This is a genomic window from Pseudoponticoccus marisrubri, assembly GCF_001482405.1.
Classification (GTDB): Bacteria; Pseudomonadota; Alphaproteobacteria; order Rhodobacterales; family Rhodobacteraceae; genus Pseudoponticoccus; species Pseudoponticoccus marisrubri.
In genome coordinates, this window is sequence record NZ_LPXO01000004.1 from 90,880 (window position 1) to 103,021 (window position 12,142).

12 protein-coding genes are annotated in these 12,142 nt (G+C 69.8%); 9 read left to right on the forward strand and 3 right to left on the reverse strand.

The features are described 5' to 3' along the window. Positions 1 to 6 precede the first annotated feature (6 nt). Genes leuS through AVJ23_RS08445 form a run of 4 tightly spaced genes read left to right on the forward strand, consistent with a single transcriptional unit; the run spans position 7 to position 4,685 of the window. Positions 7 to 2,574, forward strand: coding sequence for a leucine--tRNA ligase (leuS, locus tag AVJ23_RS08430; protein ID WP_058861738.1), 2,568 nt, complete (start codon positions 7 to 9; stop codon positions 2,572 to 2,574). After that, positions 2,561 to 3,052: an LPS assembly lipoprotein LptE gene (gene lptE / locus AVJ23_RS08435; protein WP_058861739.1), complete on the forward strand. Its 492-nt coding sequence runs from the start codon at positions 2,561 to 2,563 to the stop codon at positions 3,050 to 3,052. The genes leuS and lptE overlap by 14 nt, the downstream gene beginning before the upstream one ends. Further along, positions 3,049 to 4,074: a DNA polymerase III subunit delta gene (gene holA / locus AVJ23_RS08440; protein ID WP_058861740.1), complete on the forward strand. Its 1,026-nt coding sequence runs from the start codon at positions 3,049 to 3,051 to the stop codon at positions 4,072 to 4,074. The genes lptE and holA overlap by 4 nt, the downstream gene beginning before the upstream one ends. Positions 4,075 to 4,097: 23 nt before the next feature. Beyond that, complete coding sequence (locus AVJ23_RS08445; RefSeq protein ID WP_058861741.1) at positions 4,098 to 4,685, forward strand: glutathione S-transferase family protein; 588 nt, start codon at positions 4,098 to 4,100, stop codon at positions 4,683 to 4,685. Here AVJ23_RS08445 and AVJ23_RS08450 read toward each other — a convergent pair. Continuing rightward, positions 4,682 to 4,996, reverse strand: coding sequence for a DUF2218 domain-containing protein (locus tag AVJ23_RS08450; protein ID WP_058861742.1), 315 nt, complete (start codon positions 4,994 to 4,996; stop codon positions 4,682 to 4,684). The two genes, AVJ23_RS08445 and AVJ23_RS08450, sit on opposite strands and share 4 nt — an antisense overlap. A 99-nt stretch (positions 4,997 to 5,095) precedes the next feature. Here AVJ23_RS08450 and AVJ23_RS08455 point away from each other — a divergent pair, with 99 nt between their 5' ends. Genes AVJ23_RS08455 through AVJ23_RS08470 form a run of 4 tightly spaced genes read left to right on the forward strand, consistent with a single transcriptional unit; the run spans position 5,096 to position 8,650 of the window. Then, positions 5,096 to 6,007 carry a siderophore ABC transporter substrate-binding protein gene (locus AVJ23_RS08455; protein WP_058861743.1) on the forward strand — a complete coding sequence of 304 codons (912 nt, stop codon included), beginning with the start codon at positions 5,096 to 5,098 and terminating at the stop codon, positions 6,005 to 6,007. Between the two features lie 3 nt (positions 6,008 to 6,010). After that, positions 6,011 to 6,955 carry an iron chelate uptake ABC transporter family permease subunit gene (locus AVJ23_RS08460; protein ID WP_058861744.1) on the forward strand — a complete coding sequence of 315 codons (945 nt, stop codon included), beginning with the start codon at positions 6,011 to 6,013 and terminating at the stop codon, positions 6,953 to 6,955. Continuing rightward, entirely contained in the window at positions 6,948 to 7,892 is a 945-nt protein-coding gene (locus AVJ23_RS08465) for an iron chelate uptake ABC transporter family permease subunit (RefSeq protein WP_058861745.1), read from the forward strand. Before AVJ23_RS08460 ends, AVJ23_RS08465 begins: the two co-directional genes overlap by 8 nt. Continuing rightward, the gene (locus tag AVJ23_RS08470; RefSeq protein ID WP_058861746.1) at positions 7,889 to 8,650 is read left to right on the forward strand and encodes an ATP-binding cassette domain-containing protein; all 762 of its coding nucleotides are present in this window, start codon (positions 7,889 to 7,891) and stop codon (positions 8,648 to 8,650) included. The genes AVJ23_RS08465 and AVJ23_RS08470 overlap by 4 nt, the downstream gene beginning before the upstream one ends. Before the next feature lie 7 nt (positions 8,651 to 8,657). Here the strand turns inward: AVJ23_RS08470 and tcuB are convergent, their stop codons facing one another. Together tcuB and tcuA are read right to left on the reverse strand one after the other, a co-directional pair. Further along, positions 8,658 to 9,737, reverse strand: coding sequence for a tricarballylate utilization 4Fe-4S protein TcuB (gene tcuB, locus AVJ23_RS08475; RefSeq protein WP_058861747.1), 1,080 nt, complete (start codon positions 9,735 to 9,737; stop codon positions 8,658 to 8,660). Then, positions 9,721 to 11,112 (reverse strand): FAD-dependent tricarballylate dehydrogenase TcuA, encoded by a 1,392-nt coding sequence (gene tcuA / locus AVJ23_RS08480; RefSeq protein ID WP_058861748.1) that lies wholly within the window; start codon positions 11,110 to 11,112, stop codon positions 9,721 to 9,723. Before tcuA ends, tcuB begins: the two co-directional genes overlap by 17 nt. An 81-nt stretch (positions 11,113 to 11,193) precedes the next feature. On the opposite strand from tcuA, the gene AVJ23_RS08485 reads away from it, so the two are divergent. Continuing rightward, positions 11,194 to 12,117: a LysR family transcriptional regulator gene (locus tag AVJ23_RS08485; RefSeq protein ID WP_058861749.1), complete on the forward strand. Its 924-nt coding sequence runs from the start codon at positions 11,194 to 11,196 to the stop codon at positions 12,115 to 12,117. Positions 12,118 to 12,142 lie beyond the last annotated feature (25 nt).

Here is a 12,142-nt window from a genome sequence, read left to right on the forward strand (position 1 = left end):
AGATCCATGTCGCGTTACGACCCCGCATCCATCGAGCCGAAATGGCAGGAGGCCTGGGACAAGGCCGGGACGTTCGAGGCCCGTCGGTCCGCGGACAAGCCGAAATACTACGTGCTCGAGATGTTTCCCTACCCCTCGGGCCGCATCCATATCGGCCATGTGCGCAACTACACGATGGGCGACGTGATCGCGCGCTACAAGCTGTCGACCGGCCACAACGTGCTGCACCCGATGGGGTTCGACGCCTTCGGCATGCCGGCCGAGAACGCGGCCATGGCCAGCGGCGGGCACCCCAAGGACTGGACCTATTCCAATATCGACACGATGGTCGGGCAGATGAAGCCGCTGGGCTTCGGGCTGGACTGGTCGCGCATGTTCGCCACCTGCGACCCGGAATATTACGGCCAGCAGCAGGCGCTGTTCCTCGACTTCCTCGAGGCCGGGCTGGTCTACCGCAAGAACGCGGTGGTCAACTGGGACCCGGTCGACATGACCGTGCTGGCCAACGAGCAGGTCGAGGACGGGCGCGGCTGGCGTTCGGGCGCGCTGGTCGAGCGCAAGGAACTCACCCAGTGGTTCTTCAAGATCTCGGATTACGCGGGCGAGCTGCTGGACGCGCTGGAGGGGCTCGACGACTGGCCGGCCAAGGTCAAGCTGATGCAGGCCAACTGGATCGGCCGCTCGCGCGGGCTGCAATTCGCCTTCTCGACGGTGGACGCGCCCGAGGGGCATGACCGGATCGAGGTCTACACCACCCGGCCCGACACGCTGATGGGCGCCAGCTTCGTCGGCATCTCGCCCGATCACCCGCTGGCGCGACAGCTGGAGAAGGACAATCCCGAGCTGGCCGCCTTCAACGCCGAATGCCGCCGCACCGGCACCTCGGAAGAGGCGCTGGAGAAGGCCGAGAAGAAGGGCTTCGACACCGGGATCACCGTGCGCCACCCGTTCGACACGGCGTGGGAGCTGCCGGTCTACGTGGCGAACTTCATCCTGATGGATTACGGCACCGGCGCGATCTTCGGCTGCCCGGCGCATGACCAGCGCGACCTTGATTTCGCCCGCAAATACGGGCTGCCCGTGGTCTCGACCTATGCCTCGGCCGAGGATGAGGGACGCACCATGCCCGAGGATGGCGGCCCGGCCTACGTGCCGCCCAAGTCCGAGCCGGTGATCTACGTGCGCGGTTTTGCCGGCGAGACCGAGCAGACCGGCGAGGCCGCGATCGAGGCTGCCATCGCCTTCTGCGAGGAAAACGGCGTCGGGCAGGGGGTCACCAAGTACCGCCTGCGCGACTGGGGCCTGTCTCGGCAGCGTTACTGGGGCTGCCCGATTCCCGTCGTGCATTGCGACACCTGTGGCGTGGTGCCCGAGAAGAAGGAAAACCTGCCGATCGCGCTGCCCGACGATGTCAGCTTCGACGTGCCGGGCAACCCGCTGGACCGGCATCCGACCTGGCGCGATTGTGCCTGCCCGGTCTGCGGCGCCGATGCAAAGCGCGAGACCGACACGATGGACACCTTCGTCGACAGCTCGTGGTACCAGGCGCGCTTCACCGCGCCGCGGGCCGAGACGCCCACCGACCCGAATGAGGCCGGTTACTGGATGAATGTCGACCAGTATATCGGCGGGGTCGAGCATGCGATCCTGCACCTGCTCTATGCCCGCTTCTTCGCGCGCGCCATGATCAAGACCGGCCACCTGCCCGAGAAATGCGCCGAGCCCTTCTCGGCCCTCTTCACGCAGGGCATGGTGACCCACGCCATCTACCAGACGCGCAACGCAGAGGGCCGGCCCGTCTACCATTACCCCGAGGACGTGCAACTGCGCGACGGCAAGGGCTACCTTTCCGATGGCACCGAGGTCGAGATCATCCCCTCGGCCAAGATGTCCAAGTCCAAGAACAATGTGGTCGACCCGGTGGCGATCATCTCGACCTATGGCGCAGATACTGCGCGCTGGTTCGTGCTGTCCGACTCGCCCCCCGAACGCGACGTGGAATGGACCGCCAGTGGCGCCGAGGCGGCGCATAAACACCTGGGCCGGGTCTATCGCCTGGCTGCCGAGATCGCCGACAGCGACGCGCCCTCGACCAAGGAGGACGAACCGCTCCTGCGCGAGATGCACAAGGCGATCCACGACGTGACCATGGGCGTGGAAAGCTTCGGCTTCAACGCCGCCATCGCCAAGCTCTATGCCTTCACCAACGCGCTGGCCAAGTCGCGCGCGGGCGCCGAGGTCAAGCGGCAGGCGGCGCGCACGCTGGCCCAGCTGATGGCGCCGATGACGCCGCATCTGTCGGAAGAGATCTGGTCGATGCTGGGCGGCGAGGGGCTGATCGCCAACGCGCCCTGGCCCGTGGCCGACGAGGCGATGCTGGTCGAGGATACCGTGACCCTGCCGATCCAGGTCAACGGCAAGCGCCGCGGCGAGATCGAGGTCGCCAAGGACCTGCCCAAGGAAGAGGTTGAAAAGCTGGCCCTGGCGCATGAAGCTGTGGTGCGGGCCCTCGATGGGGGGCAGCCCAAGAAGCTGATCGTGGTGCCGGGGCGAATCGTGAATGTGGTTGTCTGATCGCAGAACGCTGCTGCTTGCGGCGCTGGCCCTGGGGGCCTGCGGGTTCACGCCCGTCTACGGCCCGCAGGGCAGCGGCGGGACATTGGTCGATTCGGTCCTCCTGCCCGAGCCGGGCCGGCCCGAATCCTACCTGTTCAACCGCCGCTTCGAGGAACGGCTGGGCCGCGCCCCGGCCACCGCGCCCTACCGGCTGACGCTGCAGCTGCAGACCACCGAGCAGGGAATCGGCTCCACCTCGGCGGGCTCGACCACGCGGTTCCGCGTGATCGGGCGCGCTTTCTACACGCTGACCGACACGGCCACCGAGGCGGTGCTGGCCGAGGGGCGTACCAACGCCTTCACCGGCTATTCCACCACCGGCTCGACCGTCGCCACGCTTGCCGCCGAGCGGGACGCGACCGAGCGGCTGATGGTGCTGCTGGCCGATCAGGTCATCGACCACCTGCTGCTCGAGACCGCGGCGGAGGCCGGATGAAGCTGTCGCCCCGCGACGCCGCCGCCTTCTTCCGCAAGCCCGACCCGAATGTCGCGGCGCTTCTGATCTACGGCGAGGACACGATGCGCGTGGCGATGCGCCGGCAGGAGGTCGTCGCCGCCATCATCGGCCCCGAGGGCGAGGCCGAGATGCGCCTGACCCGCATTCCCGGCCCCGACCTGCGCAAGGACCCGGCCATGCTGCTGGACGCGGTCAAGGCGCAGGGGTTCTTTCCGGGGCCCCGCGTCGCGCTGATCGAGGAGGCCACCGACGCGCTGAGCAAGACGGTCGAGGGGGCGCTGGCCGAATGGCGGCCGGGCGACGCGCAGATCGTGGCCACCGCGGGCCAGCTGACCGCGCGGTCCTCCTTGCGCAAGCTGTTCGAGAAGGCGCCCTCGGCCGCGGCGGCAGCGCTCTACAACGACCCGATGGGCCGCGCCGAGATCGAGCAGGAACTGGCCCGCGCCGGGCTGCGAGAGGTGGGCCGCGACGCGATGGGCGCGCTGGAGCACCTCGCCCGCGACCTGACGCCGGGCGATTTCCGCCAGACGCTCGAGAAGATCGCGCTCTACAAGCTGGACGATCCCGCGCCGCTGGACGCGGGCGAGGTCGCGCTGAACGCCCCCGCCTCGGTCGAGGCCGAGATCGACGACGTGTTCCACGTGCTGGCCGAGGGCCGCATGGGCGAGATCGCCCCGGTCATGCAGCGTCTGGAGGCGCAGGGCGTGGCCCCGGTCACCCTGCTGATCATGGGCGCGCGGCATTTCCGCATGCTCTATGCCATCGCCTCGGCCCCGGGCGGGCCGGCACAGGGAATCGGTGCGCTGCGCCCGCCGCTCTTCGGGCCGCGCCGCGACCGCATGCTGCGCCAGGCGCAGGGCTGGACGACGGACCGGCTGGAAGAGGCGCTGCAACTGATCATGGATACCGACCTCGCGCTGCGCTCGGCCGGGCAGCGGGCGCCCGCGCTGGCGCTGGTCGAACGCGCCTTCGTGCGGCTGGCCTACATGGCGCGACGCTGAGAGAGACAGGAAAGGGGCAGGGGATGACCTACACGCTATACGGATCGGTGCGCAGCCGGGCCTTCCGGGTGCTGTGGCTGATGGAAGAGCTGGGGCTCGACTACAAACAGGTGGATGCCGGCCCGCAATCCGAGGAGGTGCGCCAGGTCAGCCCGCTGGGCAAGATCCCGGTGCTGGTGGACGACACCGAGGTGCTGCGCGACAGCTCGGCCATCCTGACCTATCTCGCCGACAAGCACGGCGCCTTCACTGCGCCGGCCGGCACGGTGGCGCGCGCGCACCAGGACGCCTGGACCTTCCGCGTGCTGGACGAGATCGATTCGGTGCTCTGGACCGCGTCCAAGCACAAGTTCGTCCTGCCCGAGGGCGAGCGCGTCCCCGATGTGCTGGCCAGTTGCCAAGCCGAATATGCGCGCAACATCGCCCGGATCGGCGAGCAGATGGACGGCCCCTACCTGACCGGCGCCACGCCCGCCGTGCCGGACATCATCCTGTGCCATTGCCTGGGCTGGGCGCAGGTGGCGGGGTTCCCGAAACCGGGCGACAAGCTGGCCGCCTACATGGCGACGCTGCGCGACCGCCCCGCCTATCGCGCCGCGGCCGCCCGCTAGGCGGTCTGCGCGGCGGTCGTCTGCGCGGCCGTCCAGTCCATGGTCTCGAATCCCTCGCGGAAGGCGAAGCGCGCCAGGTGACTGTCGATCACGTGGCGCGCCCGGTCCAGCGCGTCGGCATCGGCGCCGGTCACGGTGACCGTCAGCGCGCCGTCCGCGGCCTGCAACCGCGCGGGCCCGGCCGGCAGCGCGGCCGTCCCGGTTTCCGAGTCAAAGCTGACCTCGACCTTGTGCGCGAAGTGTTTGCACAGCTGTTGCAGGTACTTGCTGGCATGGGCGGTCTCGAACCGGCCGGTCTGGGCAAGGGGCATGGAAGTCTCCGAGTTTTTCTGTCGGGAATGGCTTGCACCTTCTGAACCGGTTTGTCTAGAACGGCGGCGAAAATCCTGACTGATTTGATTGGAAACGCCATGATCCGCGCCGCCGCCCTCGGGGCCTTTGCTGCCCTTGTCACCGCCACCCCGCCCGCATGGGCCGAAGAGGTGACGATTCCCACCGCGACCGGTCCGGCGACGTTGCCGGCTGCGCCGCAGACGGTCGTCGCGCTAGACGTGGCCGCCATCGACACGCTGGAGGCGCTGGGCGTGCCCCTGGCCGGCATCCCGGCCCCGCATTACCTGGACTATCTCGACGACGTGGCCGCGCAGGCGCAGACGGTCGGATCGCTGTTCGAGCCGGATTTCGAGGCGCTGGCCGTGATGGCACCCGACTTGGTCATTGCCGGCGGCCGCTCCTCGGCGCAGGTCGACGCGCTGTCAAGGATCGCCCCCACCATCGACATGACGGTCTGGGGCGACGATCACCTCGTGCAGGTCTCCGAGCGCATCACCGCCTACGGCACGCTGTTCGACCGGGAAGACGCGGCCGAGAAACTTGTCGGCCGGCTCGAGGCCAAGGTCGCGCAGGCGGCCGAGGCCGTGCGCGGGCAGGGCGACGCGCTGATCCTGCTGAGCAATGGCGGCAAGGTCTCGGCCTACGGGGCCGGGTCGCGATTCGGCTGGCTGCACAGTGCGCTGGACCTGCCCGAGGCCTCTCCCGGACTGTCCACCGAGACCCATGGCGAGGCCGTGTCCTTCGAGTTCGTCGCCGAGGTCGATCCGGACTGGATCCTGGTCATCGACCGCGGCGCCGCGATCGGCCAGTCGGGCGAGGCCGCGGCGGCCACGCTGGACAATCCGCTGGTGGCCGGCACGACAGCGGCGCAAGCCGGGCAGATCGTCTATCTCGACAGCGGCCCGCTCTACATCGCGGGCGGCGGCGTGCAATCGGTCATGGGCACGCTGGACGAGCTGATCGGGGCCTTCGCAGGCGCGGAAGGCTGATCCATGCGGGGCTGGCTCTGGGGCGGTGCCGGGCTGCTCGGCCTCGTGGCGCTCAGCCTGTCGATCGGCGCGGCCTCGCTCTGGACCTCGGACCTGAACACCGGCTGGCTGATCGCGGTCAGCCGGTTCCCTAGGACGGCCGCGGCGCTCCTGGCCGGCGCGGGGCTGGCGCTGGCCGGGGTCGTGGTGCAGCAGGCCGTGCAGAACCGCTTTGTCGAGCCCGGCCTCTCGGGCACGCCCGAGGCCGCCATGCTGGGCCTGCTGGGCATCACGCTGATCGCGCCGGGCGCGGTGCTCTGGGTCAAGATGGCGGTGGCGGCGCTGGCCGCGCTGGCCGGGACGGGGCTGTTCCTGGCACTGGCCACGCGCATCCCCCGCACCGACCCGATGTTGCTGCCGTTGGTCGGGCTGATCCATGCCGGCATCCTTGGCGCCGTCGTGACCTGGATCGCGTGGCAGGCCGACCTGATGCAATATCTCGGGATCTGGCAGATGGGCGAGTTCTCGGGCGTGGTGCAGGGCCGGTACGAACTGCTCTGGGGCATCGCCGCCCTCGCCGCGCTGCTTTACGCGCTGGCCGACCGGATCACCCTGCTGGGGCTGGGCGCCGACGCCGCCCGTGCGCTGGGGCTGGATTACCGGCAGACCGTCGCGCTTGGGCTGACCGTGGTCGCGGCGATCACCGCGCTGGTCGTGGTGACCGTCGGCGCACTGCCCTTCGTGGGGCTGGTCGTGCCCAATGTCGTGTCGCGCTTTCGCGGCGACAACCTGGCGCGCAACCTGCCGATGGTCGCGCTGGGCGGCGCCGGGGCGGTGCTGGCCGCCGACATCCTGGGCCGCATGCTGCGCCACCCCTACGAGGTCCCGGCCGCAACGGTCTTTGCCATTGCCGGCGCCGGGATCTTCCTGTGGCTGCTGCACGCGGCGCCGAAAGCCGCGCATGGCTGAGCGGCGGCTGCTCCTGCTGGGCCTCGTGCTGCTGGCCGCCTCGGCCGCCTTCCTGCTGTGGAACCTGCGCGGGCCGGTCGGTTTCATCCTGACATTGCGCGCGACCAAGCTGGCCGCGCTGCTGCTGGTCGGACTGGCGGTCGGCGTGGCCACGGTGCTGTTCCAGACCGTGGCGCAGAACCGGCTGCTGACGCCCGGCATCGTGGGGTTCGATGCGCTTTTCGTCACCCTGCAGACCGGGCTGGTTCTGGGCCTGGGCGGCCTTGGTCTCGCGCAGCTGCCTGCGCTGGGACGCTTCGCGATGGAGGTCCTGCTGCTGGTGCTGGCCGCGCAGGCGCTGTTCGGCCTGTTGCTGCGCAAGGGGGCCGATGACGTGATCCGCATGATCCTGACCGGGGTGATCCTTGGCGTGATGCTGCGGGGGGTGGCCGGGCTGATGCAGCGCCTTCTGGACCCGTCCGAGTTCTCGGTCGTGCAGCAGGCGGTGTTCGCCAGTTTCGGCGCGGTGGACCGGGGCCTGCTGCTCATCGCGGCGGGCCTGCTGGCCATGGCGATGCTGGCCGCCCTGCGGATGGCGTCGGAACTGGACGTGGCAGGGCTGGGCCGGGTGCCGGCGCGCACGCTGGGGCTTGACCATGACCGTGTGGTCCGGCGCAGTCTGGCGCTGGTCTCGGCGCTGGTGGCGGTCTCCACCGCGCTGGTCGGTCCGGTCACCTTCCTTGGCCTGATCGCGGCCAGCCTCGCCCACGCGCTGATGCAGACCCACCGCCACGCCGTGCTGCTGCCCGCCGCCGGCCTGCTGGGGGCGCTGTTCCTCGTCACCGGGCAGTTCCTGTTCGAGCGGGTGCTGGGCCTGCAATCGACCCTCGCGGTCCTGATCGAGTTTTTCGGCGGGCTGCTTTTCCTTGCCCTGATCCTGTCACGGAGACGCCAATGATCGAGATCCGGAATGTCAGCCTGTCGCTGCGGGGCAGCGCGATCCTGCACGACATCACGGCAGGCCTGCCACAGACCGGGATCACCGCGCTGATCGGGCCGAACGGGGCGGGCAAGTCCTCGCTTCTGCATCTGTGCGCGGGGCTCTTGCGGCCGAGCGGAGGCGTGATTGCCGTCGACGGGGGCGACGTGACCCGGATGGCGCATCGCGACCGGGCGCGCCGGATCGCCGTGCTGACACAGGCGCAGGCGCTGGGCAGCCGGCTGACGGTGGGCGATCTGGTGGGCTTCGGGCGCTGGCCGCATCACCTTGGCCGACCGCGCGAGGCCGACCGGCAGGTCGTGGCCGAGGCGCTGGCGCTGTTCGATCTCGAGACGCTGTCGGGACGGCAGGTCGAGACCCTGTCCGGCGGCCAGAAGGCGCGGGCCTTCACCGCCATGGCCTGGGCGCAGTCGACGCCCTGGCTGCTCTTGGACGAGCCGCTGGCCGCGCTCGACCCGCGCTTTGCCCGCGACCTGATGGCCCGTCTGCACGCCATGTCACAGACCGGCCCGCAGGCGCGCGGCGTGGTGATCGTGGTGCATGACCTGAACGCCGCGGCGCTCTGGGCCGATCACGTGGTGGCGCTGCGCGACGGCCGCCTCTTCGCCGACGGCCCCGCCGCCGAGGTGCTGACCCCGGCGACCCTGGGCGCGCTCTTTGACACCGCCTTCGGCACCGTCGACACCCCGCGCGGTCGGCTGGTCTACCCGGCGTGAGGGATACTCAGGCGGCGGCCTCGCGCTTGCGGGCGGCGTCGCGGGTCAGGGCGGCCATGCGGTAGAAGCCATGCGCCATCTTGGAATATGGCGTGAGCAGGAACAGGGTCAGCACCGTGCCCAGATGAAGCGGCAGCAGCCAGCCGACGGCGGCAAGGCCTGTGGCGGCATAGAGGATCAGCCCGCTGGCCCCCACGGCAAAGAGCAGCAGGACAAAGGCCATCTCGCCACCCCAGGCCGCACGCGCGCCCAGGTCTGGATCGGCCTTGGTCTTGAGCCAGGCGAGGCCGCCGGTGCCGAGGCACAGAAGGATCCCGCCCGGCACGCCCAAGAGCTTGGGCAGGCTGTACCAGGCGTAGGGCGCTTCCAGCCCGAAGCCGTAATGCAGGATCGTCCCGCTGGAGGTCGAGGCGAAGCAGAGCAGGAAGCCGTAAAGCGTGGCCTGGTGGAAATGGCGCCGCGCATGGGTGAAGCGGTCCTCGTCCTCGAAATTGCAGCCATCGCCATGCCCGCCGTCGAGATTCTTCATCCGCCCGGCCGAGCGACAGGCCGCCGCGATATCGGACAGGCGCAGCGCCCCGCCCTCCACGGTGCGCCAGTAGCCCCGCAGCGACACGGCCAGCGCGGCCAGCGGCAGAAGGAAGGCGGGGGTGAAGATCGCGACCATCAGCCCGTGCGACATGTAAGCGTAGAACCCCTCGCCGCCGGTGGGCCGGACCGCCTGCGCCAGTGCGAAAAGAACCGCGAAGCCCAGCACCAGCCCGGCGGCGATGGCCACGCCGGCGCGGTCGAACAGCGCCGCGAAGCCGCGCGGCCAGGCCAGCGCCTTCCAGCTGTCCTGCCGCACCTCGGCCAGGGCGCGGGGCAGGTTCAGGTCGAACTCGTGCGGGGCGGTGTACTGGCAGGCGTAATAGCAGCCGCGGCAGTTGTGGCAAAGGTTCGCCAGCTGCGTGATGTCGCCATCCGAGAAGGCGCGCTCGGCATGCAGCGCCGGGAAAACCGAGCAATAGCCCTCGCAATAGCGGCAGGCATTGCAGATCTCGGCCTGGCGGCGGGCCTCGGCGATCAGGTCAGGTTGCGTTTGCATGGGCGGCGGCCTCCTTGCCTGCGATGCGACCGAAGACGGTCCCGATGGTCATGCCGAACCCGGCAAGATAGCCCTGGCCCAGGATCGAGCCGGCCATGGTCTCGCCCGCGGCCCAGAGGTTGGACACCGGTCGGTTGCCGGCGGTGCACTGCGCCCGCGCGTCGACCTTGAGCCCGAGATAGGTGAAGGTCACGCCGGTGCGCAGCGAATAGCCGTAGAACGGCGGCTGGTTGATGGGGCGGGCCCAATTGGTCTTGGGCGGGGTCAGCCCGGTCGTGGCCACCCCGTCCAGCTCGGTCGGGTGAAAGCCGCTCGTATCGCCGCAGGCGGCGTTGAACCCCTCGACCGTGGCGCGCAGCTTGTCGGGCGGCAGGCCCATCTTCCCGGCCAACTCCTCCAGCGTGTCGGCCTCGATCGGCGGGAAGACCGAGGGCATGAACAGCTTCAGCGACTTGGAATCGATGATGACATAGCCCACCTGGTCGGGCTGCGCGGCCACCAGCCGGCCCCAGATCGCGTAGCGCTTGGGCCAGACATCCTCGCCCTCGTCGTAGAAGCGCTCGGCCTCCTTGTTCACCACGATCGAGAAGGGCACGCAGTCCAGCCGCGTGACGATGCCGCCGTCGAACTTGGGCGCGCGCCCGTCGATGGCCACGGCGTGGCATTGCGTCGGGTCACCCACCTGCTCGACCCCCTGGTCCAGCAGGTCGGCCAGCACGACGCCGCGATTGTAGGGCGTGCCACGGATCAGGAAGTTCTTGGCCGCCGGCCCCCAGGCGCGGGCCAGCCAGTCCGTGTCGGCCTGGAACCCGCCCGCGGCGACGACCACGGATTTGGGCGACAGGCGGTGGCTTTGGCCCTCATGCGTGTAGTCCAGCCAGGTGATGCGGTCATCCTCGCGCTCGAGATGCGTGACCTCGGCCTCGTAGAGCACCTCGACCCCCAGCGCCTCGGCCGTTCGGTAATAGGCGTTGACCAGCCCCTTGCCGCCGCCCAGGAAGAAGGCGTTGGTCCGCGCCAGCGACAGAGTGCCCGAGAGCGAGGGCTGGAATCGCACGCCATGCGACTCCATCCAGGGCAGGCAGTCCTCGGAGGCGCGGATCGCCAGCCGCGCGAGATCCTCGTCGGTCTCGCCGCCGGTGACCTTCATCAGGTCGGCGAAATATTCCTCCTCGGTATAGCTGTCGACCAGCGGGCCGAGCGGGCCGTGATGCATGCAGCGGAAGTTCCGGGTGTGGCGCGAATTGCCGCCCCGGTAGGGCTTGGGCGCGGCTTCGAGGATGCGCACGCGCGCCCCGGCCTCGGCCGCCTCAATGGCGGCGCAGAGCGCGGCATTGCCACCGCCGATCACCACGATATCCGGATCTGTCGTCATTCTGGCCTCCACGTCTCCGCTTCCCGGATAGCAAGCGGGGCGCGATTTGACCAATGCAGGTTTTTCTGAAACTGATGCGGAATGCGCATCAATTTCGATTTCCACGATCTCGAAGCTTTTCTGGCCGTGTTCGAGACCCGCTCCTTTCACCGGGCGGCCGGGCAGTTGGCGCTGTCGCAGACCTCGGTCACGCGGCGGGTGCGCAAGCTCGAGGAGGCGCTGGGCACGCGGCTCTTCGACCGGACCACGCGCGAGGTGCGCCCGACGCTGGCAGCCAAGCGGCTGAAGCTGCGGGCCGAGGCGATCCTGCAGGACACCCAGGAAACCATGCGCGCCATGCGGGATGAAAGCGCGGCCTTCGCCCACCAGCGCGCCCAGACCGTGACGGTGGCCGCGATCCCCACGGTGATCGGTGCGCTGGTCGCGCCCGCGGTCGAGCAGTTGCGGGCCGAGGGGCATGCGCCGCGGCTGCGCCTGATCGACCTGGCCGCCAACGAGGTGGCCGAGACCGTGGCCGAGGGCGAGGCCGATTTCGGCATCGGCTCGATCCCGATGCTGGAGCCGGTGACCGAGTTCACGCCGCTGCTCGACGATCCCATCGGGCTGGCGCTGCCCTCGGGTCACCCGCTGTTGGCGCGCGAGACCCTGCGCTGGTCCGACCTGCGCGGGCTGCCGCTGATCCTGCCCGCCCGCGGCACCGGCAACCGGCTGCTGATCGACGAGGCGCTGGCGCGCGGACAGAGCCCCCTGCGCTGGTCCTGCGAGGTCGGGCGCACGACCACGGCGCTGGAGCTGGTCGCACGCGGCATCGGTCTGGCGCCGCTGCCGCGCATCGCGCTGGGCGATCCCCATGGCGGCCCTGTCCGCTGGCGGGCGCTGTCGGCCCCCGAAGTGATGCGCCCGATCGGCCTGATGACGCGGTTCGGCCAGGCCGACACGCCCATCGCCGCGTCCCTCAAGCAGGCCATCGTGACGCTGGCCGCCGCGCCGGGCGGCCTGGTGTGACGGGTGATCAACAGGCACCCGATCA

Excerpts from the sequence above, each read along its gene's own strand:
- AVJ23_RS08455 (WP_058861743.1), top strand. The coding sequence starts at position 5,096 with ATGATCCGCGCCGCCGCCCTCGGGGCCTTTGCTGCCCTTGTCACCGCC.
- AVJ23_RS08485 (WP_058861749.1), top strand. The coding sequence starts at position 11,194 with ATGCGCATCAATTTCGATTTCCACGATCTCGAAGCTTTTCTGGCCGTG.
- leuS (WP_058861738.1), top strand. The coding sequence starts at position 7 with ATGTCGCGTTACGACCCCGCATCCATCGAGCCGAAATGGCAGGAGGCC.
- lptE (WP_058861739.1), top strand. The coding sequence starts at position 2,561 with ATGTGGTTGTCTGATCGCAGAACGCTGCTGCTTGCGGCGCTGGCCCTG.
- AVJ23_RS08450 (WP_058861742.1), bottom strand. The coding sequence starts at position 4,996 with ATGCCCCTTGCCCAGACCGGCCGGTTCGAGACCGCCCATGCCAGCAAG.
- tcuB (WP_058861747.1), bottom strand. The coding sequence starts at position 9,737 with ATGCAAACGCAACCTGACCTGATCGCCGAGGCCCGCCGCCAGGCCGAG.
- holA (WP_058861740.1), top strand. The coding sequence starts at position 3,049 with ATGAAGCTGTCGCCCCGCGACGCCGCCGCCTTCTTCCGCAAGCCCGAC.
- tcuA (WP_058861748.1), bottom strand. The coding sequence starts at position 11,112 with ATGACGACAGATCCGGATATCGTGGTGATCGGCGGTGGCAATGCCGCG.
- AVJ23_RS08460 (WP_058861744.1), top strand. The coding sequence starts at position 6,011 with ATGCGGGGCTGGCTCTGGGGCGGTGCCGGGCTGCTCGGCCTCGTGGCG.
- AVJ23_RS08470 (WP_058861746.1), top strand. The coding sequence starts at position 7,889 with ATGATCGAGATCCGGAATGTCAGCCTGTCGCTGCGGGGCAGCGCGATC.
- AVJ23_RS08445 (WP_058861741.1), top strand. The coding sequence starts at position 4,098 with ATGACCTACACGCTATACGGATCGGTGCGCAGCCGGGCCTTCCGGGTG.
- AVJ23_RS08465 (WP_058861745.1), top strand. The coding sequence starts at position 6,948 with ATGGCTGAGCGGCGGCTGCTCCTGCTGGGCCTCGTGCTGCTGGCCGCC.